20 protein-coding genes are annotated in these 22,740 nt (G+C 61.7%); 13 read left to right on the forward strand and 7 right to left on the reverse strand.

Annotated features, from left to right (window positions below; all coding sequences use genetic code 11):
- Positions 1-22: 22 nt before the first annotated feature.
- Positions 23-2,020, forward strand: a complete 1,998-nt coding sequence (locus tag E8Q41_RS17515; protein ID WP_137156846.1) for a PhoX family phosphatase — start codon at positions 23-25, stop codon at positions 2,018-2,020.
- Between the two features lie 36 nt (positions 2,021-2,056).
- Here the strand turns inward: E8Q41_RS17515 and recO are convergent, their stop codons facing one another.
- Both recO and E8Q41_RS17525 read right to left on the reverse strand, forming a co-directional pair.
- Positions 2,057-2,803 carry a DNA repair protein RecO gene (gene recO / locus E8Q41_RS17520; protein ID WP_137156847.1) on the reverse strand — a complete coding sequence of 249 codons (747 nt, stop codon included), beginning with the start codon at positions 2,801-2,803 and terminating at the stop codon, positions 2,057-2,059.
- Positions 2,787-3,419 carry a DNA-3-methyladenine glycosylase I gene (locus E8Q41_RS17525; RefSeq protein WP_137156848.1) on the reverse strand — a complete coding sequence of 211 codons (633 nt, stop codon included), beginning with the start codon at positions 3,417-3,419 and terminating at the stop codon, positions 2,787-2,789. Before E8Q41_RS17525 ends, recO begins: the two co-directional genes overlap by 17 nt.
- A 186-nt stretch (positions 3,420-3,605) precedes the next feature.
- On the opposite strand from E8Q41_RS17525, the gene E8Q41_RS17530 reads away from it, so the two are divergent.
- Together E8Q41_RS17530 and E8Q41_RS17535 are read left to right on the forward strand one after the other, a co-directional pair.
- The gene (locus tag E8Q41_RS17530; RefSeq protein WP_137156849.1) at positions 3,606-4,355 is read left to right on the forward strand and encodes a L,D-transpeptidase; all 750 of its coding nucleotides are present in this window, start codon (positions 3,606-3,608) and stop codon (positions 4,353-4,355) included.
- Between the two features lie 119 nt (positions 4,356-4,474).
- On the forward strand, positions 4,475-5,179 hold the full coding sequence (locus E8Q41_RS17535; protein ID WP_137156850.1) for a L,D-transpeptidase: 705 nt from the start codon (positions 4,475-4,477) through the stop codon (positions 5,177-5,179).
- A gap of 32 nt (positions 5,180-5,211) precedes the next feature.
- Here the strand turns inward: E8Q41_RS17535 and glcF are convergent, their stop codons facing one another.
- The 3 genes from glcF to E8Q41_RS17550 are packed head-to-tail and all read right to left on the reverse strand — an operon-like array spanning position 5,212 to position 9,169.
- Positions 5,212-6,510, reverse strand: coding sequence for a glycolate oxidase subunit GlcF (gene glcF / locus E8Q41_RS17540; RefSeq protein WP_137156851.1), 1,299 nt, complete (start codon positions 6,508-6,510; stop codon positions 5,212-5,214).
- Positions 6,510-7,739 carry a glycolate oxidase subunit GlcE gene (glcE, locus tag E8Q41_RS17545; protein ID WP_137156852.1) on the reverse strand — a complete coding sequence of 410 codons (1,230 nt, stop codon included), beginning with the start codon at positions 7,737-7,739 and terminating at the stop codon, positions 6,510-6,512. Before glcE ends, glcF begins: the two co-directional genes overlap by 1 nt.
- Positions 7,736-9,169, reverse strand: a complete 1,434-nt coding sequence (locus E8Q41_RS17550) for an FAD-linked oxidase C-terminal domain-containing protein (RefSeq protein ID WP_137156853.1) — start codon at positions 9,167-9,169, stop codon at positions 7,736-7,738. The genes glcE and E8Q41_RS17550 overlap by 4 nt, the downstream gene beginning before the upstream one ends.
- 157 nt (positions 9,170-9,326) lie before the next feature.
- Between E8Q41_RS17550 and E8Q41_RS17555 the strand changes: the two genes are divergently transcribed.
- Positions 9,327-10,235, forward strand: a complete 909-nt coding sequence (locus E8Q41_RS17555) for a LysR family transcriptional regulator (protein WP_246660234.1) — start codon at positions 9,327-9,329, stop codon at positions 10,233-10,235.
- Here E8Q41_RS17555 and E8Q41_RS17560 read toward each other — a convergent pair.
- Both E8Q41_RS17560 and E8Q41_RS17565 read right to left on the reverse strand, forming a co-directional pair.
- Positions 10,211-11,641, reverse strand: coding sequence for a DUF6880 family protein (locus E8Q41_RS17560; RefSeq protein WP_137156855.1), 1,431 nt, complete (start codon positions 11,639-11,641; stop codon positions 10,211-10,213). The two genes, E8Q41_RS17555 and E8Q41_RS17560, sit on opposite strands and share 25 nt — an antisense overlap.
- A gap of 9 nt (positions 11,642-11,650) precedes the next feature.
- Positions 11,651-12,919, reverse strand: coding sequence for a DUF3422 family protein (locus tag E8Q41_RS17565; protein ID WP_137156856.1), 1,269 nt, complete (start codon positions 12,917-12,919; stop codon positions 11,651-11,653).
- Between the two features lie 164 nt (positions 12,920-13,083).
- On the opposite strand from E8Q41_RS17565, the gene E8Q41_RS17570 reads away from it, so the two are divergent.
- From E8Q41_RS17570 to E8Q41_RS17610, 9 genes are all read left to right on the forward strand, one after another.
- Complete coding sequence (locus tag E8Q41_RS17570; RefSeq protein WP_137156857.1) at positions 13,084-13,896, forward strand: FadR/GntR family transcriptional regulator; 813 nt, start codon at positions 13,084-13,086, stop codon at positions 13,894-13,896.
- Complete coding sequence (locus E8Q41_RS17575) at positions 13,893-15,035, forward strand: alpha-hydroxy acid oxidase (protein ID WP_137156858.1); 1,143 nt, start codon at positions 13,893-13,895, stop codon at positions 15,033-15,035. The genes E8Q41_RS17570 and E8Q41_RS17575 overlap by 4 nt, the downstream gene beginning before the upstream one ends.
- Positions 15,036-15,277: 242 nt before the next feature.
- Positions 15,278-15,754 carry an NUDIX hydrolase gene (locus tag E8Q41_RS17580; RefSeq protein WP_137156859.1) on the forward strand — a complete coding sequence of 159 codons (477 nt, stop codon included), beginning with the start codon at positions 15,278-15,280 and terminating at the stop codon, positions 15,752-15,754.
- A gap of 70 nt (positions 15,755-15,824) precedes the next feature.
- Positions 15,825-17,357, forward strand: coding sequence for an inorganic phosphate transporter (locus E8Q41_RS17585; RefSeq protein ID WP_137156860.1), 1,533 nt, complete (start codon positions 15,825-15,827; stop codon positions 17,355-17,357).
- 7 nt (positions 17,358-17,364) lie between these two features.
- Complete coding sequence (locus tag E8Q41_RS17590; RefSeq protein ID WP_137156861.1) at positions 17,365-18,102, forward strand: 16S rRNA (uracil(1498)-N(3))-methyltransferase; 738 nt, start codon at positions 17,365-17,367, stop codon at positions 18,100-18,102.
- 118 nt (positions 18,103-18,220) lie between these two features.
- Positions 18,221-19,594: a glutamate--cysteine ligase gene (locus tag E8Q41_RS17595; protein WP_137156862.1), complete on the forward strand. Its 1,374-nt coding sequence runs from the start codon at positions 18,221-18,223 to the stop codon at positions 19,592-19,594.
- Between the two features lie 93 nt (positions 19,595-19,687).
- Complete coding sequence (locus E8Q41_RS17600) at positions 19,688-20,515, forward strand: DUF937 domain-containing protein (RefSeq protein ID WP_137156863.1); 828 nt, start codon at positions 19,688-19,690, stop codon at positions 20,513-20,515.
- Between the two features lie 337 nt (positions 20,516-20,852).
- A complete protein-coding gene (locus E8Q41_RS17605) occupies positions 20,853-21,587 on the forward strand; it encodes a sugar transferase (RefSeq protein WP_348640028.1) in 735 nt (244 codons plus the stop codon).
- Positions 21,588-21,756: 169 nt separating this feature from the next.
- Positions 21,757-22,734, forward strand: coding sequence for a calcium-binding protein (locus E8Q41_RS17610; protein WP_137156864.1), 978 nt, complete (start codon positions 21,757-21,759; stop codon positions 22,732-22,734).
- Positions 22,735-22,740: the final 6 nt, after the last annotated feature.

The following is a 22,740-nucleotide window of genomic DNA, read 5'->3' on the forward strand; positions in this document are numbered from 1 at the left end:
GGAATTCAACCGGAGAGAGACAATGAACGAGATCATCGGTCAGGACAACATCCCCCCGTCGCAAACGCCCCAGGACATCCGGGAAGCCCAGGAAGACTACGGCAGCAACTGTTCCGCCAATCCGACGATGGGCGACATCATTCATCGTCGCTTCTCCCGCCGCGGCTTTCTCGGCGGCTCGCTGGCTGTAGCGGCTATCGCGACGACCGTGAGCCCGCTGGCGCTCGGCGCGGCGTCGGAGGCGCAGGCTGCTTCCCCGAGCTTCGATTTCGACGAAGTCGAGGCCGGCGTCGACGAGACGCATCATGTCGCTCGCGGTTATGACGCCGATGTCCTGCTGCGCTGGGGCGACAAGCTGTTCGCCGACAGCCCCGACTTTGACCCGATGGCGCAGACCGCAGCCGCCCAGCTTCGCCAGTTCGGCTACAACAACGACTATGTCGGCTTCGTATCGCTCGACGGCTCCGCCGATCACGGTCTACTCGTGGTCAACCACGAATACACCAACGCCGAACTGATGTTCCCGAACTTCGCCAAGATCGGCAAAGAGATGGTCGACGGCAAGGAAGAAGACGCCGTGATCATGGGCGACTTCACCAAGGAGCTGGTGGACATCGAAATGGCCGCCCATGGCGGAACGGTGATCGAAATCCAGAAGGTCGCCGGCAAATGGCGGCCGGTGCTTGACGGAAAGTTCAACCGTCGCATCACCGCCATGACTGAAATGTCGATCTCCGGTCCGGCCGCCGGCCATGATCGCCTCAAGACCAAGGCAGACCCGACCGGAACCCGCGTGTTCGGCACGATCAATAACTGCGCCGGCGGCGTCACCCCCTGGGGCACCTGGCTGATGGCCGAGGAGAACATCAACGGCTATTTCGGCGGCGAGATGCCGGAAAGCCATCCGGAGCACGCCGCCTTCAAGCGCTACGGCATTCCGGGCGACAATTACAAATGGCATGCTTTCTACGACCGTTTCGACGTCTCCAAGGAGCCGAACGAAGCCAACCGCTTCGGCTGGGTGGTGGAAGTCGATCCGATGGATCCGACCTCGACGCCGGTCAAGCACACCGCGCTCGGCCGCTTCAAGCATGAAGGCTGCGAATCCGTGGTGAACAAGGATGGCCGCGTCGTGGTCTATTGCGGCGACGACGAGCGCTTCGACTATGTCTACAAATTCGTGACCGCCGGGAAGTTCAACCCGGACGACCGCGCCGCCAACATGAAGCTGCTCGACGAGGGCACGCTCCATGTCGCCAAGTTCCATGAAGACGGCGTGGTGGAATGGCTGCCGCTGATTCACGGCCAGGGCCCTCTCACCGAGGCGAACGGCTTTCGCTCGCAGGCCGACGTCGTCATCAATGCCCGCCTCGCCGGCGATGCGCTCGGCGCGACCAAGATGGATCGCCCTGAAGACGTGCAGCCCAATCCGAAGACCGGCAAGGTCTATTGCATGCTGACCAACAATTCCAAGCGCAAGGACGAGCAGGTCGACGCCGCCAATCCCCGCGGCAAGAACAAGTTCGGCCATATCATCGAGATCACCGAGACCGATGGCGATTTCGCCTCGACCAAGTCGACCTGGGAAGTGCTGCTGAAATGCGGCGATCCCTCGGTGGCGGATGTCGGCGCTTCCTTCTCCACCGCCACGACGGCGAATGGCTGGTTCGGCATGCCCGACAATTGCGCCATCGACGTCGACGGCCGTCTCTGGGTCGCGACCGACGGCAACAACAAGAAAGACACCGGCCGCACCGACGGCGTCTGGGCGGTGGAGACCGAAGGCGCGATGCGCGGCACGTCAAAACTGTTCTTCCGCGTGCCGGTGGGCGCGGAAATGTGCGGCCCCTGCTTCAACCCGACGTCGGACACGTTCTTCGTCGCCGTCCAGCATCCCGGCGACGCCGGCCTTCCGACTTTTGAGACGCCCGCGACGCGCTGGCCTGACTTCAAGGACGGCATACCCCCGCGTCCGTCGGTGGTGGCCATCACCAAGCAGGGCGGCGGCAAGATCGCCTGACCTCTGACACATGGGGCGCCGCCTTCCGGGGCGGCGTCATTGCTCCTGAAGAACCCGCGGCAGCTTGGCGAGCACCGACTGCACGAAACCGTCACGCGCCGAAACCGGCTCCAATCCACGCGGCTCGTAGACATGGCGATGCAGGAAAAACTGCGTCATGCGGAAGGCTTCTATCAGCCCATCTTGATCCGCCGCACGCTTCGACTGCGCCTTGAGAAATTCCGGCAGGCGAAACAGCCGGTCGGCATAAGGCAGGCCAGCGTCGCGGCAGACGGCGCGTCCCGATTTCGGGGAGACATAATCGAGTTCGTCGCGCGAGCCGGTGGCGGCGCATTGAGCCAGATCCAGACCGAAACCAAGATCCTCGAGCACCGCGAGTTCGAAGCGGACATAGAGTTCGCCGGCTTCAGCCGCCGCGCCGAGATGATCGAGCGTGATGTTGAGCATGTCATAGAGATGTGGATGAGGATCGCGCTCCGGCAGAAGCCGCAACAGCGCTCCGATCGCCTGTACGCCATTGAGGCTGATCGCGTCCTCCATCAGCTGCGCGGCGCGGAAGTTCATCGGCTCCATCGAGAAATGGCCGAGATGCTCTTCGAGCCGCGCCCGCCAGGTGGCTTCCACGAGATTGCCGGGCTGCAGCAGCGGCTGCATGCTGCGCGAGCGGCCATTGCGCAAGACGCCGAGATGGCGGCCGCGCGTCTTCGTCATCACCTCGGCAATGACGGAGCCTTCGCCGTGACGCTTGACGCCGAGGATGACGGCTTCATCCGTCCATTGCATGAAGCGACCGTTTCTCTTCCGCGGCGGCGCGGCGCCAGCATCCGTCCATGTGATCATTGACCAGGCCCATGGCCTGCATGAAGGCGTAGATGGTGGTGGGGCCGACGAAACTCCAGCCGCGCTTCTTCAAATCCTTGGACAGGCGGACCGAGGTCGGCGACGTCGGATTGGCGCGGGCCCATTCCAGGGTCATCGTCGACGGGCGCTCGCTGTCGGGCGGAACGAAGCTCCAGAAATAGGCGGACAACGAGCCGAATTCGGCCTTGAGATCCAATGCGCGGCGGGCGTTGTTGATGGCGGAGACGATCTTGCCGCGATGACGCACGATGCCGGCGTCCGCCAGCAGCCGTTCGATATCGGTCTCGCCGAAAGCGGCCACGATCTCGGGCTCAAAATTGGCGAAAGCGGCGCGGAAATTGTCGCGCTTGCGCAGGATCGTTAGCCAGGACAAGCCCGATTGAAAGCCTTCCAGACAGATTTTCTCGAACAGCCGCCGGTCATCGCGCACAGGATAACCCCATTCCTCGTCATGGTAGCGCATATAGTCGTCAAGGCCGCCGCACCAGCTGCAGCGATGCCTGCCATCTTCGCCTTCGATCAGGCCCGCGCCCGCCATTTTCGCCTCCGAATCCGCTTTTTCCGCCTGTTTAGCATTGCCTAACCATGTTTCAAAACCCGGCGCTAACCCTGACAAAAACTTTCCAGCCTCGTTCGAATTGGAATGAATGGACATTAACCATTCGCTTGCCCGCCGCGCGGATGGTGAATTTCCATAAGTCAAACCTTTCCGCGAGTCGCGTTCATGACCAGATCGAGATTGCTTCTGACATTCCTGCTTTCCCTGGCGTCCTCCACGGTGATCGCCGATGAGCGCTACAAGGTGGTGCGCCCCGTCATCATCGAATCCGGCATCGCCGGGCAATGGATGATGCAGCTCGGCGGCCCGGTGCGCGGACAGGTGGTGCGGCGCGTCGAGCAAGGCCAGCCGCTACGGATGGTCCAGCCGCGCCGGCTCCAGCGCCAGATCGCCGTAGAGCCGCAGGCGCAGGTTCAGCAGGCGGCCTATCGTCCGGAGCGTCCGGCGCTCAACGCGATCGAGCCGCAATTCCTGCCGCAGACAGTCGCTTACGAGACCGAGCACAAGCCGGGCACGATCATTATCGACACCAACAACCGCTTTCTCTACCTCGTCATGGGCGATGGCCAGGCGCGTCGCTATGGCGTCGGCGTCGGCAAGCCCGGCTTCGAATGGGCGGGCGAGCACAAGATCACCCGCAAGGCGGAATGGCCGGAATGGCATCCGCCGAAGGAAATGATCCAACGCGAAGCGGCGAAGGGCCATTACCTGCCGGCGCGCATGGATGGCGGCGAGGCCAATCCGCTCGGCGCCCGCGCCATGTATCTGGGCTCGACCCTTTATCGCATCCACGGCACCAATGCGCCTTGGACGATCGGCTATGCCGTGTCCTCCGGCTGCATCCGCATGCGCAATGAGGATGTGGTCGATCTCTATGAACGGGTGAAGGTCGGAACCCGCGTCATCGTCCTGTGAGCCAACGCCTCTCACGGCATCGTGAAGCCGCTGTCGATCGACGATGGCGGCTGAAGCGCTTGAATTTGCCGCGACAACAGGTAGTTTCTTAACAAATCCTAAACTTCGGGGGAGTTTTCATGAACGTCCGAACCTTTACCGCCGCCGCCATGGGCGTTGCAATGTCCGTATTGCTGGCCGCCGGCGCAGCGCAGGCCTTCACACTGTCGCAGAGTTCGACGCCCTCGCGGACTACAGGCGATGTGCAGCTTGTCGCCGTGCAGAAGCAGCCGGCGCAGAAATTCCAGCGCCGCGTCGTCAAGCTCGACACCACTGAGAAGCCGGGCACCATCATCATCGACACCAACAACAAGTTCCTCTACCTCGTCGAAGGCAAAGGCAAGGCGACGCGCTACGGCATCGGCGTCGGCCGCGAAGGTTTCGGTTGGTCGGGTGTGGTGAAGGTGCAGCGCAAGGCGGAATGGCCGCGCTGGGTGCCGCCGAAGGAAATGATCGCCCGCGAACGCAAGAAGGGCCATATCCTCCCCGAATATCAGGAAGGCGGCATCGACAATCCGCTCGGCGCCCGCGCCCTTTATCTTTACAAGGGCAAGTCCGACACCGGCTTCCGAATCCACGGCACCAACCAGCCCTGGACGATCGGGCTGAATATGTCCTCGGGCTGCATCCGCATGATGAACAAGGATGTCGAACATCTCTATTCACGCACGCCCGTCGGCACCAAAGTGATCGTCGTTGGACCGGGCAACCGTCAGGGCAAGGTGCAGTTCGCCGACAAGGGCGTCGATCATTTCCGCCAGCTCTTCGCCGCTTTCGGCGGCTGAGTTTATTTGAGAGACAATTGAACCCGTCGCGCTCAGCCGAGCGCGACGGGTTTTTCTCCGCCATAGGCCCAGTTCAACAGTTCGACCGTGTGTAGAATCGGCGCGCCGGCGGCGTCGGCGATCTGGGTGATGCAGCCGAGATTGCCGGCGGCGATCACATCGGGCTTCACGGCCTTGAGATTGCGAACCTTACGGTCCTTGAGCGCCGCCGAAATGTCGGGCTGCAGCATGTTGTAGGTTCCGGCGGAGCCGCAGCAGAGGTGTCCTTCCGCGGGATCGACAACGGTAAAACCTGCTTTACGCAATAGCGCCTTGGGCTGCAGCGTGATCTTCTGGCCGTGCTGCAACGAACAGGCAGCGTGATAGGCGACGCGGGTACCCCGCTTTTCGAGGTCCGGCAGATCGAGAAGATCGAGCATCTCGGTCACGTCGCGCGCGATCGAGGCGACTCGGCGCGCCTTGGCGGCATAGGCGGGATCGGACTTCAGCATATGGCCGTAATCCTTGATGGTCGTGCCGCAGCCGGAGCCGGTGATCACGATCGCGTCCAGTCCTTCGTCGTCCATCTCGGCGATCCAGGCGTCAATGTTGCGGCGGGCCGAGGCCAACGCCGGCTCTTCATGGCCCATATGGTGGCGAAGCGAGCCGCAGCAACCCTCGCCTTTCGGCAGCACGACCTCGACGCCGAAACGGGTCATCAGTTCGACCGCCGCCTTGTTGATCCCGGGATCCATCACGGATTGGACGCAGCCGGTCAAAAGCGCGACCCGCTTCCGCTTCTCGCCTTCAGCTGCAAATCGTCCAGGCACAGCATAAGGTGATGGCGAAGGAAGGCTTGCGGGCGCGAGATCGAGCATGGCGGCGAAGGAGCGCAGGGCCGGAACGCGCTTCATCACACCTGCGAAGGGTTTTGCGAGTTTCGCCGCCGTCATGGCGCTGCGGAACAGCCGCGGCGACGGCATCAGCCAAGCGAGAAGCGCGCGTTGCAGGCGCGTCATCAGCGGGCGCTTATAGGTTTTCTCGACATGCACGCGGGCATGATCGATCAGATGCATGTAATCCACGCCTGACGGACAGGTGGTGGTGCAGGCGAGGCAGGAGAGGCAGCGATCGACATGGGTCGCAACCGTCCCGTCGGCCGGACGGTCATTCTCCAGCATGTCCTTGATCAGATAGATGCGCCCGCGCGGACTGTCGAGCTCGTTGCCGAGCGTCACATAGGTCGGACAGGTGGCGGTGCAGAAGCCGCAATGCACGCATTTGCGCAGGATCGCCTCTGCCTCCGCCGTCTTGGGATCGGCGAGTTGGGCGAGAGAGAAATTGGTTTGCATCAGGCGGCCCTCGCGCTGGCGGCTGGGCCGGTCATGCGGCCGGGATTGAACAGGCCCATGGGATCGAAGCTTGTCCGCACGCGCTCGGTGAGAGCGGCGAGAGCCGGAGTCTGCTGTTCGAAGACCGGGATTGCGTCACGTTGAGCGTCTGTCGCCCGGATCAAAGTCGCATGCCCGCCGCCGAAATGGCTAATGCCGGCGCGCAGCAAATCCGCTTCGGGCTCGGCCTCCATTCTCAACCAGACGAGACCGCCCTGCCAATCGTAATAGCCGTCGACTCCCGTCTGCATGCGCAGCATCGACAAAAGCTTCTCGCCGGCCATGGGCGCAACCGACACTTTCCAAACCGGGCGCTCCAGGCCATCGGCATGAAAGGGCTTGATGTCACGGATTTCTCGCCAGAGGGCTTGGCTTTCCTCACGACCTAGTTCGGAAAGAGGACAGAGACGTTCGAAAACCGCCTTGAGTTTCGCCATTCGCTCGGAAACCGACAAAGCCAGCCCCTCCACCCGCAGCGCCACCGCCGCGCCTTCTGGCAATTCGCCAGCCAGAAATTTGCCCTTGCAGCTCTCGGGAAGGTAAGCCGCGCCTGAAATTTCGAGCGGCAGGGCCATGGCCTTTGCCATCGCCACGGAAGCAGCTTCATCATCGAGACCCGACAGGATCAGGCTGGCGCTCGTCTCGGGGCGCGGCAGCACCTTGAAGGTCAGCTCGGTCATCAGCCCCAGCGTGCCGAAAGAGCCAGCCATCAGCTTGACGAGATCGAGCCCGGTGACATTCTTCATCACCCGGCCGCCCGCCTGGACGATCTCGCCGCGCCCATTGACGACGCGCAGCCCCAAGAGATGGTCACGCGCCGCGCCCGACTGGAAGCGGCGAGGTCCCGAGAGATTGCAGGCGAACAGACCTCCGACGGTGGGCTCGCCGGTCGATCCCAAGAGCGGCCGGTAATCCGGCGGCTCGAAGGCCAGCATCTGGCCTTTCTCCTCAAGCGCGGCTTCGATCTCCGCAAGCGGCGTTCCCGCCTTGGCGGTCATCACCATCTCGGCGGGATTGTAGGAGACGATGCCGGTCATGCCGCGCATGGAGAGCGTGGCGTCGGCTTGAATGCGATGGCCGATGCCGCGCTTGGTTCCGCCGCCGGTGATCTCCACTGTCGTCTTGCCGGCGAGACAGGAGCGAACAGTCTCGACGCATTCGATTTCGTGGCGAGGTTCAAGGCGCGTCATCGCTGCCGTCCTTCGAGGGGAAACACTTTCGAGGGGTTCATCAGCCATTGCGGATCGAAGGCGTCACGGGTCCGCATCTGCTGGGCGAGATCGGCCTCTGCATATTGATGCCGCATCAGATCGCGCTTCTCGACGCCGACGCCGTGCTCGCCGGTCAGGCAGCCGCCGTGATCGACGCAGAGGCGGAGAATGTCGTTGCCGGCGGCTTCGGCTTTGGCCGCCTCTTCGGGGTCGTTGATGTTGTAGAGGATCAGCGGATGCATGTTGCCGTCGCCGGCATGGAAGACATTGGCGACGCGCAGGCCATAGCGGGCGCAGATGTCATAGGTGCCCTTGAGCACATTGGTGAGTTCCGACAGCGGCACTGTGCCGTCCATGCAGATGTAATCGGCAATGCGGCCGGTCGCCCCAAAAGCGGATTTGCGGCCTTTCCAGATCGCGGCGGCCTCCATCGCAGATTGGCTCTCCTTGACGGTCTTGACGCCGTGGCGGCGAGCGATGTCGATGATGCTTTTCAGCATCGCATCCATCTCGGTCTCGGAGCCCTCGACCTCGACGATCAACAGCGCCTCGACATCCATGGGATAGCCGGCCTTGGCGAAAGCTTCGCAGATCTCGATCGCCGGCTTGTCCATGAATTCGATCGCGACGGGGATCACGCCCGCGCCGATGATGTCAGACACGCAGGCCGTCGCCTCCTCCGCGCTCGGAAAGCCGAACAGCACCGGGCGCGCCCCTTCGGGCTTGGCGAGCAGCCGCACGGTGGCTTCGGTGACGATGCCCAACTGGCCCTCGGAGCCGCAGACCAGGCCGATGAGATCGAGACCGCCCGCATCCAGCGCCTTGCCGCCGAGCTCGATCACGGTTCCATCGAACAGCACGATCTTCACGCCGAGGAGATTGTTGGTGGTGACGCCATATTTCAGGCAATGGGCGCCGCCCGAATTCATGCCGATATTGCCGCCGATGGTGCAGGCAAGCTGCGAACTCGGATCGGGCGCATAGAAGAAGCCATCGCCGCCGACCGCATCGGAGATCGACAGATTGGTGACGCCGGCCTGAACGCGGGCGCAGCGATTGGGCAGATCCACCTCCAGAATGCGGTTCATGCGGGTGAGCGCGACGACCACCGCATCCTGCTGCGGGATCGCGCCCCCGGACAACGATGTTCCCGCCCCGCGCGGCACCACCGGCACGGAATACCGCGCGCAATATTTCATCAGCGCCGCGACATCCTCCGTCGTCCGCGGCAAGGCCACGGCGAGCGGCAGATTGCGGCAGGCGATGAAGCCGTCGGTTTCGAAGGGAGTCAGCTCGCGCGGATCGGAGAGGATGCAATCCTTGCCGATGAGATCCTTGAGATCGGCGACGATCATGTCGCGTTTGGACAGCACCGCCGGATCCGGCGGCAGGAATGCGAGCGATGTCATGGTCGGACCTCCCCTTGTTTCGCCAGTGTCCCGATCCGGCTTTGCGCGTCAACTGCTTCATCGTCGCATTCGACCAGACCTTGGTCCAATCCACGACAATGCTCTCTTGCCTCAATGGGAAACAATCGGCTTAAACTATGGCCGACTTGGGGAGAGAATGATGACCAATCTCGGCGATCTCGAAATCTTCACGCGCGTCGTCGCCTCCGGTTCGATGTCGGAGGCCGCCCGCGAGCTCGGATTGCAGACGCCGATCATTTCCAAGCGCATCAAGCGGCTGGAAGAACGGCTGGGGTCGCGGCTGTTTCACCGCACCACGCGTCAGATTTCGCTGACCGAGGCGGGCGAGGGATTTCATGAGCGCGTGCTTGCGGCGCTGGCCGGGCTGGAGGAGGCCGAAGCCTTTCTCGCCGGCCGATCGAGCGCCGTGACCGGACGCCTGCGCGTTTCCGCGCCGACATCCTTCGGCCGCATGCATATTGCGCCTTATCTCACCCGCTTCTTCTCGCTCTATCCCGATGTCGAACTTCAACTGACGCTGACCGACGCCTTTCAGGATCTCGTCGCTGAAGGCTTCGATCTCGCCATCCGCATCGGCGAATTGCCGAGTTCGAGCCTGGTGGCCCGAAAGCTCGCGGCTGTCAGGCGCATCCTCTGCGCCACGCCAGACTACGTTGAGCGCCATGGGACGCCGGCGGCGATCGAGGATCTGGAACAGCATGTCTGTATTTCCGCCCACAACAACGCCTATTGGCATCTGAGCGGGCCGAATGGTCCGGTCGCGCTCAGGCCCGTCGGGCCTCTGTCCACCAATTCCAGCGAAGTGGTGCGCGAGGCGGTGCTGTCGGGTTTGGGCATCGCTTTTCGGTCCACCTGGGATGTCGGTCCCGATCTGCGCGCCGGCAGACTTGTTCAGGTGTTGCCGGATTGGGAGGGGTCGTCGGATGTCGGCCTCTATGCGGTCTATCCATCACGCCAGCATCTGCCAGCCAAGGTGCGCGCTTTCATCGATTTCCTCGCGGATCTCTATGGCCCGCAGCCCTATTGGGACAAATCCTCGCTATAGAGTCGCGCATCGCTCAACAGGCGCCAATAGCCGTATTTGCGGGCGTGCTTGGTCTCCAACGCGTCCATGAAGTCGTCATGGCTGACAACAGGCGCATTCGCTGGAAGTTTCTCGTCAAATATATCGAGGCTAAGCGTCCACATCGCGGCGTCCGCATAGGAATCCATCAGAGAACGATCGAGCACGCTGGTGATGAGCGCTCGGTAGAGTATGGTCGCGGCCAGAGGAGAGCTTTCGCCCAGCTGTTCGGCGGCAGGCTCGAGGGCGCGCTCGCGTCGCCCGTCCCAGGCGCTCCTATGCCGCAGCACATGTTGTTCGGCGAGATCCATGCGCGGCCAATCGAGATAGAAGCGGAGCGCGTCATAGATGCGGTCGCTGGACGCCACCAGCTTCAACGCCCTGTCCATTTCGTCGAATTCATCGAAATCGTCGAGCTTGGCGATGTGCCGGCGCAGCATGTCGGCGTCGAAGCTTTCGAGGAAGAATTTCCATCGCGCCTCGCGCGCTTCGTCCTTGCGCTTCAGGCCATCGAGAATATCGGCCTCCAGCAGGCGAAGCTCCCGCAATTGATGATTGCCGGCCACCTGATGGAATTCGCCCTCAGCATAGATCAGCCTGGGACCCTTGATGATCTTGCGGGCCCAGGTGAGCGCCTCCTCATGGCGCTTGGCCTCATGCAGCATCAGCGCGGTGCTGTAGGGGTCCTGATAGCGATCGGGCTTTATCGCCTCCAGCCGGATGTAATTGTCGGCGTCGCCGCGAGCGCGATACAGCTGCTGCAACAGCCGCGGCAACATGAGGCCGGGCTCTTTGCCGGAAATCTCCTTGAGCAACACTTGCTCCCAGGCATCGGACGCCGGTCGCGAAAGTCCGACCAGAATGGATTCGAACAGGCCTGCGCGCTCATGATACCGATCCCGCTTGCGCTCTCGCTCGATCAACGGGACCAGAGCGATCTGGTCCTTCTCTGGCAGGTTAAGGACGAGATCGCGGGCGGCCGCTTCCGCTTCCGCAATGATCTTCATGAGCCGAACGCTGTCGGACCGCAGGCGGCGCTCGATGCTTGTCCTCAGTCCCATGATGCGGAACATGCGCTCTGTCGCGGCCCGGGGATCGAGCGCGGCGAGTTCGGACTGGACATTCCGGATAAGGCCGGCGATTTCGACGCCGAGATCCTTGGCGCGGGCGCTGTTGATCGAGGTCTTGGCCGTTTCCAGCGCGGTCAGGCGCTTATCGATCAGCGCAGCGATTTCCTCTGGCCCTGACGTGCCGGCAAGCGCGGCCTGCAGCCGCGCCTTCAGCGCCTTGTTGGAGCCTGCTTCCTCAAGAAGAATATCGACGAGCTTGTCGAGGCCAAGGGACGAAAGGCCCTTCTTGTCCAGCTTCGCCTTCGCCTGTCGCGCCATGCGTCTCGCCTATCCATCCCCGTGTTTCGATCGGATCCGCCGCACCACGAGCCAGACCGAGACGATGGCGAACGGGACGAACAATCCCGTCAGCACGCTCGCATCGATGGGCAGGAGATCATGCCCCAGCGCCTTGGCGACGTAACCGAAGAGACCGACGATATAATAGGAGATGGCAGCAACCGAAAGCCCTTCGACCGTCTGTTGCAGACGCAGCTGCAATTCGGCGCGGCGGTTCATCGCTGACAGGAGATCGGCGTTCTGCCGTTCAAGCTCGACATCGATCCAGGAGCGGACAAGGCCGGTGGCGCGGGAGAGTTTGCGCGACAGGTTGGCCTGCCGCTCCTCCACAGACTGGCAGGTGCGCATGGCAGGCGCCAGGCGTCGTTCGAGAAAGAAGCCAAGTGTTTCCGAGCCCGGGGTCGCCGTTTCCGCCAGCATGCGGATGCGTTCCTGCACGATGCCGTAATAGGCGCGCGACGCGCCGAAGCGATAGAGCGACAGCGCCGCATTCGCTTCCAGATCGGCGGCCAGCTTGGTGATTTCGCCGAGTGCAGCGTCTGAGCCTGCGTCTGCGCCCGATTTCATGGTCTGCGTAACGGCGGTCAGTCCGTCCTCGATGCGGCGGATCTCCGGCGACAGCGTCTGGGCGAGCGGCAGGCCGAGCATGGCGAGCGTCCGGTAGGTCTCGATATCGAGAAGACGCTGGGCGAGCGCGCCAACGCCGGCGCGTGTCAAGCCGCGGTCGACCAGCAGGATCATGGTGAGCCCATCGCCGTTCTGGCGGAAATCGGTGTAGATCGCCGCCTGCCCGGTCTTGACCTCGCTATGACAGAGGCTCGCGGGATCGAAACTGGCGATGGCCGCATCGGTCTCGGGTCCCTCCGGGCGGATCTCAAGCCGGATGCCGGAGATCAGCGAGCCGGGCGGGCGAAAGCCGTCCCCGAAGGGATGGCCGATAATGTCGCCGCCGAACCTGTCCGGCAGCGGCCCATCCCAGAACCAAGTCGAGAATTCGGTGTGCTGCTCCCAACGCAGCGTGCCCGGCCCCCATGGCATGGCGTGGTGGCGCGCATCGCGACCGGGAGGCGTCAGTCCCCGTTGGCGGGAAAGATCCGCCATCACCGCATGATCGACGCCCGAGCCGCCATCCAGCATGAAGGCCAGTTGCACGATGACGCGCGGCGATGGCACGAGAACATAAGGCCGGGCGTGAATCTCGCCCAGAGCCCGCGCCCGGTCCGGCGCCTGTGGAAAGGTGAACGCCCCGCTGCCCATCCTATGTCTCCCCTGCTTCCGTCATCCTTCCCTTGCCCTCATGCGCTTTGTCAATCGCGGCAGACCCGCTGCGACAATCCGGCAGACGAGAATCAGAGAAGTGGATAATTTATTTGACCACTCTTCCGAAAAGCTGATAGGCCTGCTGCATCAGAGGACTGAGCATGCAGGACGAAATCTTCACATCGATCGATCATCGCAACACGGCAGATGAAGCCGTGCGCCAGATCGAATTGTTGTTGCTGGACGGTGTTCTGTCGAGCGGCGATCGGCTGCCGGGAGAGCGGGAACTTTCCGAACGCCTGGAAATCTCGCGTCCGGTGCTGCGGGAAGCCTTGAAGACACTGGAAGAACGGGGATTGCTCGTCAGCCGTCATGGCGGCGGCACCTATGTCGCCGATCTCATCGGCCAGATCTTTTCGCCAGCTGTCTCCGAACTCATCGCCCGGCACGAGCGGCCGACGCGCGACTATCTCGAATATCGCCGGATGCTCGAGGGACATGCCGCCGAGCTCGCGGCCAAGCGGGCGAGCGAGGCGGATAAAGCGCGTCTCTCCGCCATTCTCGACGGCATGGAAAAAGCGCATGCGGACGGGGATTTTCAGGCCGAGGCCGAACGCGACATCGAACTGCATCATGCCATCGGCGAGGCGGCGCACAATATCATCCTCATGCATACGCTGCGCGCCTGTTACAGGCTGTTGAGCCTTGGCATTTTCCATCATCGCCGGCTGATCTTCGACCAAGCCGCAGCGCGCGAAAAACTGTTCCGCCAGCACCGCATCCTCGTTGACGCCATAGTGTCCGGCGACCCCGGCGCCGCGCGCAAGGCCGCCGAGGAGCATATCGATTACGTGGCGGAGACCGCCACTGAAGCCGCCCGCGCCTATGAGCGCCAGCGCATCGCCGAGATGAGAAATTCCCAACGCGCCGCCGCCAAGGCGGCTCCCCGCCCTGCAAAAGGAAAAACCGCATGAGCATCGACAAGATCCTCACCATCGCCGAAATGAAGGAAAAGGCGCGGCGGCGCGTGCCGAAGATGTTTTTCGACTATGCCGACAGCGGCGCCTGGACCGAAGGCACCTATCGCGCCAATGAGAGCGATTTCGAGAAGATCAAGCTGAGGCAGCGCGTACTTGTCGATATGACCGGCCGCTCGCTCGAAACCACCATGATCGGCCATAACGTGAAGATGCCGGTGGCGCTCGCGCCGACCGGGCTCACCGGCATGCAGCATGCCGATGGCGAGATGCTGGCGGCGCAGGCGGCGGAAGAGTTCGGCGTGCCCTTCACCCTATCGACCATGTCGATCTGCTCGATCGAGGATGTCGCGTCGGTCACCACCAAGCCATTCTGGTTCCAGCTCTATGTGATGCGCGATCGCGAATTCGTGGAAAACCTGATCAACCGCGCCAAGGCCGCCAAATGCTCGGCGCTGGTGCTGACGCTCGATCTGCAGATCCTCGGCCAGCGGCATAAGGACTTGCGCAACGGCTTGTCGGCGCCCCCGAAATTCACGCCCAAACACATCTACCAGATGGCGACGCGGCCTTTCTGGTGCCTGGACATGCTGAAGACGGAGCGCCGGACGTTCCGCAACATTGCCGGTCACGCCAAGAATGTCTCCGACCTTTCATCTCTGTCGTCCTGGACGGCGGAACAGTTCGATCCTCGTCTGTCGTGGAAGGATGTAGCCTGGATCAAGGAGAAGTGGGGTGGCAAGCTTATCCTCAAGGGCATTCTGGATGAGGAAGACGCCCGCGCCGCCGCCTATTCGGGCGCCGATGCGCTGATCGTGTCCAATCACGGCGGTCGTCAGCTCGATGGCGCGCATTCCTCCATCGCCATGCTGCCGCGCATCGTCGAGGCCGTCGGCGACCGGATCGAGGTGCATATGGATGGCGGCGTGCGCTCTGGCCAGGATGTGCTGAAGGCCGTCGCGCTCGGCGCCCGCGGCGTCTATATCGGCCGCCCCTTCCTCTATGGCTTGGGCGCGGGCGGTCGAGCCGGCGTGCGCCGCGTGCTCGACATCCTCTACAAGGAGATGGACATCACCATGGCGCTGTGCGGAAAGAGGCAGATCTCGGAGCTCGACCGCAGCATTCTCGCCGCCTGAAACATTTATTACAGAATAAACGCCGGCGCCGCGCATCGGCGCCGGCAGTCTGCCCGCCCTACAGCGAACATAATCTCGCCTTCCTCGTTTTATAGCACCGCTTCCGACGTCACAGACAAATAAATCTGTGAAACAGCGTTTTCAGAACATCGTCATGTCGACCTGCGTCGCCATTCCTTGATGAAACGCTGTTATGCTCATTTGCATTGTCTTTACCGATTCGTGCTGGAGGTTCCCAACCGTTGACGATCCTGTCGGGCATCGCGCAGTCGATGCAACTCATGCTACGCCGTCCTCAGCGCCGGCAATATGCCGCGCTTTGCTATCGGGATACGTCAGGAGGATTGCTGGAAATCCTGCTTTTGACGAGCCGCGACACGGGGCGATGGGTGATCCCGAAAGGCTGGCCGATGGGCGCGAAAGCCGGGCATGAGGTCGCCGCACAGGAAGCGCTTGAAGAAGCCGGCGTGACCGGCGAGGCCGGCGCGACGCCGCTCGGAACCTACCGGTATCAGAAGCGCATGCAGGACGACTTTTCCGTGCCCTGCGGCGTCGAGGTCTATCCCATGCGGGTCACCGGCTTCGTCGACAGCTTCAAGGAAAAGGGCAAGCGCCAAATCGATTGGGTTTCACCGAAGGAAGCTGCGGCCCGCGTGGCGGAGCCGGAATTGACGGACCTCATCCTGCGTTTTGCGGCGTCTCGTTCACCCTCGGCCTGAAAGGTCATCATCACACAAGCGCGGTGACGCATTGTCGACGCCGGCATGACCAAGCTGCAGGGCATCCGGGATGGCGAAATCACCCTATACCAAGCCTGTTCTCGACAAGGATCTCGACAAGATCGGGATGATGGAGAGCGCTGCCCAATTTGTGATGACCCGCGCGGCGACGCCGGCGCTCGCCTTGATCTTCATCGTCTGCGCAGCCAGCGCCGCCATCAGCATGTCCGCCGGCAGCGCCGGCATGCTGTTCATCGCCGTCGCTGCGGTGATGGCCGCCTATATGGCGATGAATATCGGCGCTAACGACGTGACGAACAATGTCGGCGCGGCCGTCGGCGCAAGAGCAATCTCATTGCGCAATGCCCTGATCCTGGCGGCGGTCTGCGAAATCGCAGGCGCTTTTCTGGCCGGCGATCGCGTGGTGGCGACGATCAAGGACGGCATCATCGGCGCAAGCCTCACGCCCGATCCCGACATGCTGATCATCATCATGGTCAGCGCGCTGTTTGCCGCCGCAGCCTGGATCAACATCGCGACCTGGCTGAATGCGCCGGTTTCCACCACACATTCGATCGTCGGCGGCATCATGGGCGCAGGCGCGGCGATTGCCGGGGTCCAGGCCGTGAACTGGAGACAACTCCTGGAAATCTCGGCGGGATGGCTATTGTCCCCGATCATCGGGGGCCTTATCGCGGTCTCCTTTCTGTGGCTCATCCAAACCGCCATTCTCTACGCGACGGACAGGCTCGAAGCGGCCATGCGCTGGGTGCCGATGCTGCTGGCCGTCATGAGCGGATCTTTCGTCAGCTATCTGCTGCTGATCGGCGTCGATGGCGCAGTCGGTCTGCGCACCTGGCAGGCAATCGCGGCCGGACCGGTGGTCAGCGTGATCTGCTATTTCCCGTTCCGCCGCGTCGTGGCGCGGCAGGCGGATCGGCTTGACCGCAAGGATCCCTCGATCAAGTTGCTGTTTCGAACGCCGCTGGTGTTTTCGGCGGCGCTTCTATCCTTCGCCCATGGCGCCAACGACGTGTCCAATGCGATCGGCCCTCTCTTCGCCGTGGTCGAGGCCTCCGGCATCCAGTCGGTCACCGCCAATCAGGACGCGCCGTTCTGGGTGATGGCGCTCGGCGCTTTCGGGATCTCGGTCGGGCTGCTGCTGTTCGGGCCGCGCCTCATCCGGATCGTCGGCAGCCAGATCACCAAGCTCAATCCGATCAGGGCGTTCTGCGTGGCGATGTCGGCGGCGCTGACGGTGATCGTCGCCTCGGCGCTCGGCCTGCCGGTCAGCTCGACTCACATCGCCGTCGGCTCCGTCTTCGGCGTCGGCCTGTTCCGCGAATGGCACGTGGCGCATTCCACGCAGCGGCGGATCTATATCGAAGCCAAAGCGCTGAAGGGCGACAAGAAAGCCGCGCGTGAACTGATCGCGGCCCGCGCCGCCTCGGAGGAGACGACACAGTCTGTGGACAACAACTATCGCTATCTGGTGCGGCGCTCCTATCTGTTGTCCATCCTTGCGGCCTGGGTGGTGACGGCTCCCATGTCCGGCGCGCTCGCCGCCGGCATCGCCGCCGCCCTGCAAAGACTGATCCAGTGAGGATGCGATGCGCGCCAACTTTCGAATGCAGAGGCTGTTTCTCGACGCGCCGATTTCGGCGAACACGGCCATTGCCGCCAATGACGAACAGGTCAACTATCTCGCCAATGTGCTGAGATTGCAGGACGGCGCCGAGATCCTCGTCTTCAACGGCCGCGACGGCGAGTGGAAGGCGCAACTGGCTTTTCCGAGCCGCAAGAAGATCCAGATCATTCCCGTCGACATCACCCGGCCGCAACCGGAGCAGCCGGATCTCCATTATCTCTTCGCCCCGCTCAAGGTCGGCAGGCTCGATTATCTCATCCAGAAGTCGGTCGAGATGGGGGCCGGCGTCATCCAGCCGGTGATGACCCAGCATGTCCAAGGCAAGATCACTTCGCTCGACCGCCTCAAGGCCAACGCCATCGAAGCCGCCGAGCAATGCGGCATATTGGCGATCCCCGAGGTCCGTGAGCCAGTGAAGCTGACCACGCTGCTCGAAACCTGGCCGCGCGACCGCCGCATCATCTATTGCGACGAGGGCGCCGACACCAACAATCCCATGAGCGCGCTGCAGGCGATCACAGACAAAAAACTTGCTCTTCTCATCGGTCCGGAGGGCGGATTTTCGGAGGAAGAACAGCGTAATCTGCGCGGTCTCGACTTCGTCACGCCCATTCCGCTAGGCCCCAGGATTCTGCGCGCCGACACTGCTGCAGTCGCGGCTTTCGCCGTGATCCAGGCGGTGATCGGGGACTGGCGATGATCAATAAATCTGACCCAGGCTTTCATCCTTTTTGCTTGCAAATCCGGTAAAGACAGGTCAAGCACTCAGCCCGGCGGCGTGCGGGCGACCGTCGATCTCATCTGCAGAAGAAGCACATATGGCGCGCGACACTACGGACGACACTCTTCTTACTTCGGTCGACGATCTGACCGCGCATATCGCGGCCGGAGAAAAGCCTGAAAGCGCCTTCCGGCTGGGGACCGAACACGAGAAATTCGTGTTCTACACCCAGGACAACAGCCCCGTGCCCTATGAGGGCGAAACGGGCATCAAGACCATTCTCGAGATCATGCGGGACCGGCTCGGCTGGGACGCAATCATCGACAAGGGCAACATCATCGGCCTCGCCTCGCCCACGGGCATGGGCGCTATTTCGCTTGAGCCGGGCGGCCAGTTCGAATTGTCGGGCGCGCCGCTCTCCACCCTGCATGAAACGGCGGCGGAAACGCGCGGTCATCTCGACCTGATGCGCGACATCGCGGCCCCCATGGGCATCGGCTTTCTCGGCCTGGGCGGCAGCCCGAAATGGAGCTGGGACGAGACGCCGAAAATGCCAAAATCCCGCTATGGCATCATGTCGCGTTACATGCCGAAGGTCGGCACCCGCGGCCTCGATATGATGTATCGCACCTGCACGATCCAGGTGAATCTCGATTTCTCCTCGGAAGACGATATGCGTCGCAAGATGCAGGTCGGCCTCAAGCTGCAATCGTTGGCCACCGCCCTGTTCGCCGCTTCGCCTTTCACCGAAGGAAAGCAGAACGGCTTCAAATCCTGGCGCGGCGACATCTGGCGCGACACCGACAACGCCCGCGCCGGCCTGTTGCCTTTCGCCTTCTCCGAAGATTTCGGCTATCGCGACTATGTCGAATGGGCGCTGGATACGCCGATGTATTTCGTGGTCCGCGACGGCGCCTATCACGATTGCACCCATGTCACCTTCCGCCAGTTCATGGCGGGGGCGCTCAAGGGCGAACTCGCGGACTGGCAGCCGAATATGGGCGACTGGACCAATCACCTCTCGACCCTATTCCCGGACGTCCGCCTCAAGCGCTTCCTGGAAATGCGCGGCGCCGATTGCGGCCCTGAAAGCCACATCAACGCATTGCCTGCCTTCTGGGTTGGACTACTCTACGACGCCGGCGCGCTCGAAGACGCGGCGCAACTGACCCGCGACTGGAGCTTCGAGGTTGTGCAGGCCGCTCGCAACGCCGTGCCGGAACAAGGACTCGACGCGATGCTGGGCGCTAGGCGTCTGGGCGACATCGCCCGCGACGCGCTCGCCATCTCCCGCAAGGGCCTCAAGTCCCGCAAACTCCTGAATGACGCAGGGCAGGACGAGACGATTTATCTCGACCCGCTTGATGAAATCGTGGCCAGCAGGAAAACGCTTGCGGATCGATTGCTCGGGCGTTTCAGCGGCGACTGGAACGGCTCTGTCGAGCCGGCATTTTCGGAATACCGGTACTGAGCGAAGACTGTCCCGCCTTTCCTGTTTCAAGAAAGCGAATCCGCGTTATAGTGTCTGACACGCATAGCGCTTCGCTTTCCTGAAAGGACTATCATGCTGCCTTTGTTCGACCTGATGATGAATGCGCAAAATGGTCAGGCGACGGAGGCAATGGCCCGCCAGTTCGGGCTTGCGCAGGAGCAGATGCAAAAGGCGATGTCGGCGCTAATGCCGGCGTTTTCCTCCGGCTTCAAGCGCAACGCCGCTAATCCCTACGATTTCACAACCTTGCTGCAATCGGCCATGTCCGGCGAATACATCAAGTATTTCGAGGACATGAGCAAGGCGTTCACGCCACAGGGCGTGGCCGACGGCAACGCCATCCTCGGACAACTGTTCGGCTCCAAGGAGGTGTCACGCGCCATCGCCGCGCAGGCTGCGCAAATGTCCGGCATCGGCCAGGACGTTCTAAAACAGATGATGCCGGTGATGGCCAACGCTATGGTGGGTGGTTTTTTGAGGCAGATGGCGGATCAGTTCCGCGCGGCGGGCGAGGCGATCACGGCGGGCGACGGTGCTAGATTGATGGAACCCTGGCTGCGTGCATCCGGAATGACGGAGAAGCCCCAGCCATCCGCACCTTTCCAGAACCCGTTTCTCGAGGCAATGCAGGCGATGATGACGCCCGCAGCACCAAAGCAGGAAAAGGCTGCCGATCCCTTCTCTGCCAATCCCTTCATGCAGATGATGGGCGCTATGAACGCCGCCATGGCGCCTCAGAAGCCGATGCAATCCGCTCCCGAGCCTGCCGGCGCCGACATCTATGGCAACATCTTCAACCAGATGTTCGAGAGCGGCATCGAAGTGCAGAAGGCCTATCAGGCAAATCTCGATTCCATTCTCAACGGCTATTTTTCCGTCGCCAAGCCAAAGGCGGACTGAGCGTTAACCATGTCGAGTGAGCACTCTGCGCCATAACGATACAGTTGGCGCATACGAGCTATTCCCCAGCCGCAGCACACCTCGGCGTTTGGTGCATGGCTCCAGATCGAGTTGGCGCAAAGTTTGGCAAAGTCTTAAAAAATTCTCCTGAAAAGCGAAGGTTTTAGGGAACTACGCCACATTTTCGCGCGTTTGGTGGTCTGAATCTGAGCAGAGTCGGTTGATTTCGTTCGGATAATCAACCTTGCAACAATATTAATCAGAGGTGACAATCTCGATAGATTGGTTTAACGATTGGCCATCTTGAGATCAGAAGCCTCCCATTCAGGTTATCAGTATGAATCCTGGAACACTCAGCACGACCCTGCCCCTTCGCAGCACATCTGCCGCCCCAGGCGCACAGGCCGAACTGGACGCAATTTCAGCGTCACGTGGCTCCAGCTGGATTCATGCGGCTCTCGACAAGCCATTCCAGTTCGCCGTAAAGCGAAGCATGGACATTGGCGTTTCGGGCTTCGCGCTTCTGGTGCTTTTGCCTTTTTTCCTGATGATCGCCGCAGCCATCGTGATCGAGAATCGCGGACCCGTATTGTTTAGCCAGCAACGCTGGGGTCGCGGCGGCAAGCTCATCCGCATCTACAAGTTTCGCTCCATGCGCAGCGACATGTGCGATGTGAGTGGCGTGCGCCAAACGACTGCTAACGATCCTCGTGTGACACGTGTCGGCGCTTTCCTGCGCAAGACAAATCTTGATGAACTGCCGCAGCTGATCAATATTCTGATTGGCGACATGTCTCTCGTGGGGCCCCGCTGCCATGTACCGAAGATGCTGGCGGCTGGCGTCCTTTATGAAGATCTGGTTCGCGACTATCACATCCGACATCTCGTGCGGCCGGGCCTTACGGGCCTTGCACAGATGAATGGCTATCGCGGTCCGACAGACACGGAAGAAGCAGCACGCGGCCGCATCGTCCATGACATCGAATACATCAAGACCTTCTCCGTCCTTCAGGATATCCGGATCATTATCGGAACGGCGGTACGTGAATTCCGCGGCGGAACGGGTTTCTGAGATCTATCAGGGCACTTCATTTGCAATACAGGCGGGGCTGGTCCCCGCCTATTTTTTTGGTCGCTGGCGGCCAAACCAGACAGATCAAAAGTCTCGGAACAATGTTGACAGTTCTATTCCAGTTTAATAGTTGAGCATATCACTCATCTTATTTTGGAAGGATGTCCCGATGGCCCTCACCATCTCCGTCACCGACGCGAATAATGACGGCGAAGGAATCAACTTCGCCTCCTACCTCAAAAATTTCGCCGCGACGTATCAATCCTCCGGTTATGGCTCGTTCAACAACCCTGACGATTCCGATTCGTTCAAGGGCGAAGGCTATGTGACCATGGCCAATGAAGACGGCGATGGCGGAACGAGTGTGATCTTCGATTCCGAGGACGGCTTCACCTATGATCTCAGCACGCATGTGGTCAGCGGCAATTTGAGCTCCATCACGTTCGGAACCGACACCTCCTACGACGAGTCGACCGAGACCTATTCGAACTCGAGCGATATCGTGATTTCCGGCTTCTCAAGCTACGCGACCACGACCTCGGACGGTCAGGTGATGGGCGATATCATGGACGCCCGGACATCGACGCTGACGGCGCTTCTGGCCAGTGATTCAATCATATTCAAGGGCTCGACCGGCGATGACGTGTTTACGGGTTATGGACACTCGGACACGATCACCGGCGGCAAGGGCGACGACACGCTGAGCGGCGCTGGCGGCAGCGACAAGATCAATGGCGGCAATGGCCTGGACAAAATCAACGGCGGCAATGGAGCCGACAACCTGACGGGCAGCTACGGCAACGATACACTCAAGGGCGATCAGGGCGCTGACACGCTCTACGGAAACGCCGGCAATGACAGTCTTGTAGGCGGGGCAGGCAAGGACGTTCTAAGCGGCGGCGCGGGAGCCGACACCTTCGTGTTTGCTAAGGGCAACGGCTCCGACACGATTACGGACTTCGCCGCCGGTTCCTCGAGCAAGGACGTTCTCGAATTCGCCGATGGCCTGTTCAAGAATTATGCGGATGTCATCGACTCCGCCAAGGACACCGCCGACGGCGTGCTGATTTCCTACTCTGGCGGAAGCGTCCTGCTCACCGGCGTCGAAATCGCTGATCTCAACAAATCGGATTTCCACATTCTCTGAGACTGA

The sequence above is a fragment of the Rhizobium sp. FKL33 genome (genome assembly GCF_005222915.1).
Taxonomy (GTDB): Bacteria; Pseudomonadota; Alphaproteobacteria; order Rhizobiales; family Rhizobiaceae; genus Rhizobium_E.

Bases quoted from the DNA above. Each gene is read 5' to 3' on its own strand.
- E8Q41_RS17515 (WP_137156846.1), top strand. From the start codon at position 23: ATGAACGAGATCATCGGTCAGGACAACATCCCCCCGTCGCAAACGCCC.
- recO (WP_137156847.1), bottom strand. From the start codon at position 2,803: ATGCAATGGACGGATGAAGCCGTCATCCTCGGCGTCAAGCGTCACGGC.
- E8Q41_RS17525 (WP_137156848.1), bottom strand. From the start codon at position 3,419: ATGGCGGGCGCGGGCCTGATCGAAGGCGAAGATGGCAGGCATCGCTGC.
- E8Q41_RS17530 (WP_137156849.1), top strand. From the start codon at position 3,606: ATGACCAGATCGAGATTGCTTCTGACATTCCTGCTTTCCCTGGCGTCC.
- E8Q41_RS17535 (WP_137156850.1), top strand. From the start codon at position 4,475: ATGAACGTCCGAACCTTTACCGCCGCCGCCATGGGCGTTGCAATGTCC.
- glcF (WP_137156851.1), bottom strand. From the start codon at position 6,510: ATGCAAACCAATTTCTCTCTCGCCCAACTCGCCGATCCCAAGACGGCG.
- glcE (WP_137156852.1), bottom strand. From the start codon at position 7,739: ATGACGCGCCTTGAACCTCGCCACGAAATCGAATGCGTCGAGACTGTT.
- E8Q41_RS17550 (WP_137156853.1), bottom strand. From the start codon at position 9,169: ATGACATCGCTCGCATTCCTGCCGCCGGATCCGGCGGTGCTGTCCAAA.
- E8Q41_RS17555 (WP_246660234.1), top strand. From the start codon at position 9,327: ATGATGACCAATCTCGGCGATCTCGAAATCTTCACGCGCGTCGTCGCC.
- E8Q41_RS17560 (WP_137156855.1), bottom strand. From the start codon at position 11,641: ATGGCGCGACAGGCGAAGGCGAAGCTGGACAAGAAGGGCCTTTCGTCC.
- E8Q41_RS17565 (WP_137156856.1), bottom strand. From the start codon at position 12,919: ATGGGCAGCGGGGCGTTCACCTTTCCACAGGCGCCGGACCGGGCGCGG.
- E8Q41_RS17570 (WP_137156857.1), top strand. From the start codon at position 13,084: ATGCAGGACGAAATCTTCACATCGATCGATCATCGCAACACGGCAGAT.
- E8Q41_RS17575 (WP_137156858.1), top strand. From the start codon at position 13,893: ATGAGCATCGACAAGATCCTCACCATCGCCGAAATGAAGGAAAAGGCG.
- E8Q41_RS17585 (WP_137156860.1), top strand. From the start codon at position 15,825: ATGGCGAAATCACCCTATACCAAGCCTGTTCTCGACAAGGATCTCGAC.
- E8Q41_RS17590 (WP_137156861.1), top strand. From the start codon at position 17,365: ATGCGCGCCAACTTTCGAATGCAGAGGCTGTTTCTCGACGCGCCGATT.
- E8Q41_RS17595 (WP_137156862.1), top strand. From the start codon at position 18,221: ATGGCGCGCGACACTACGGACGACACTCTTCTTACTTCGGTCGACGAT.
- E8Q41_RS17600 (WP_137156863.1), top strand. From the start codon at position 19,688: ATGCTGCCTTTGTTCGACCTGATGATGAATGCGCAAAATGGTCAGGCG.
- E8Q41_RS17605 (WP_348640028.1), top strand. From the start codon at position 20,853: ATGAATCCTGGAACACTCAGCACGACCCTGCCCCTTCGCAGCACATCT.
- E8Q41_RS17610 (WP_137156864.1), top strand. From the start codon at position 21,757: ATGGCCCTCACCATCTCCGTCACCGACGCGAATAATGACGGCGAAGGA.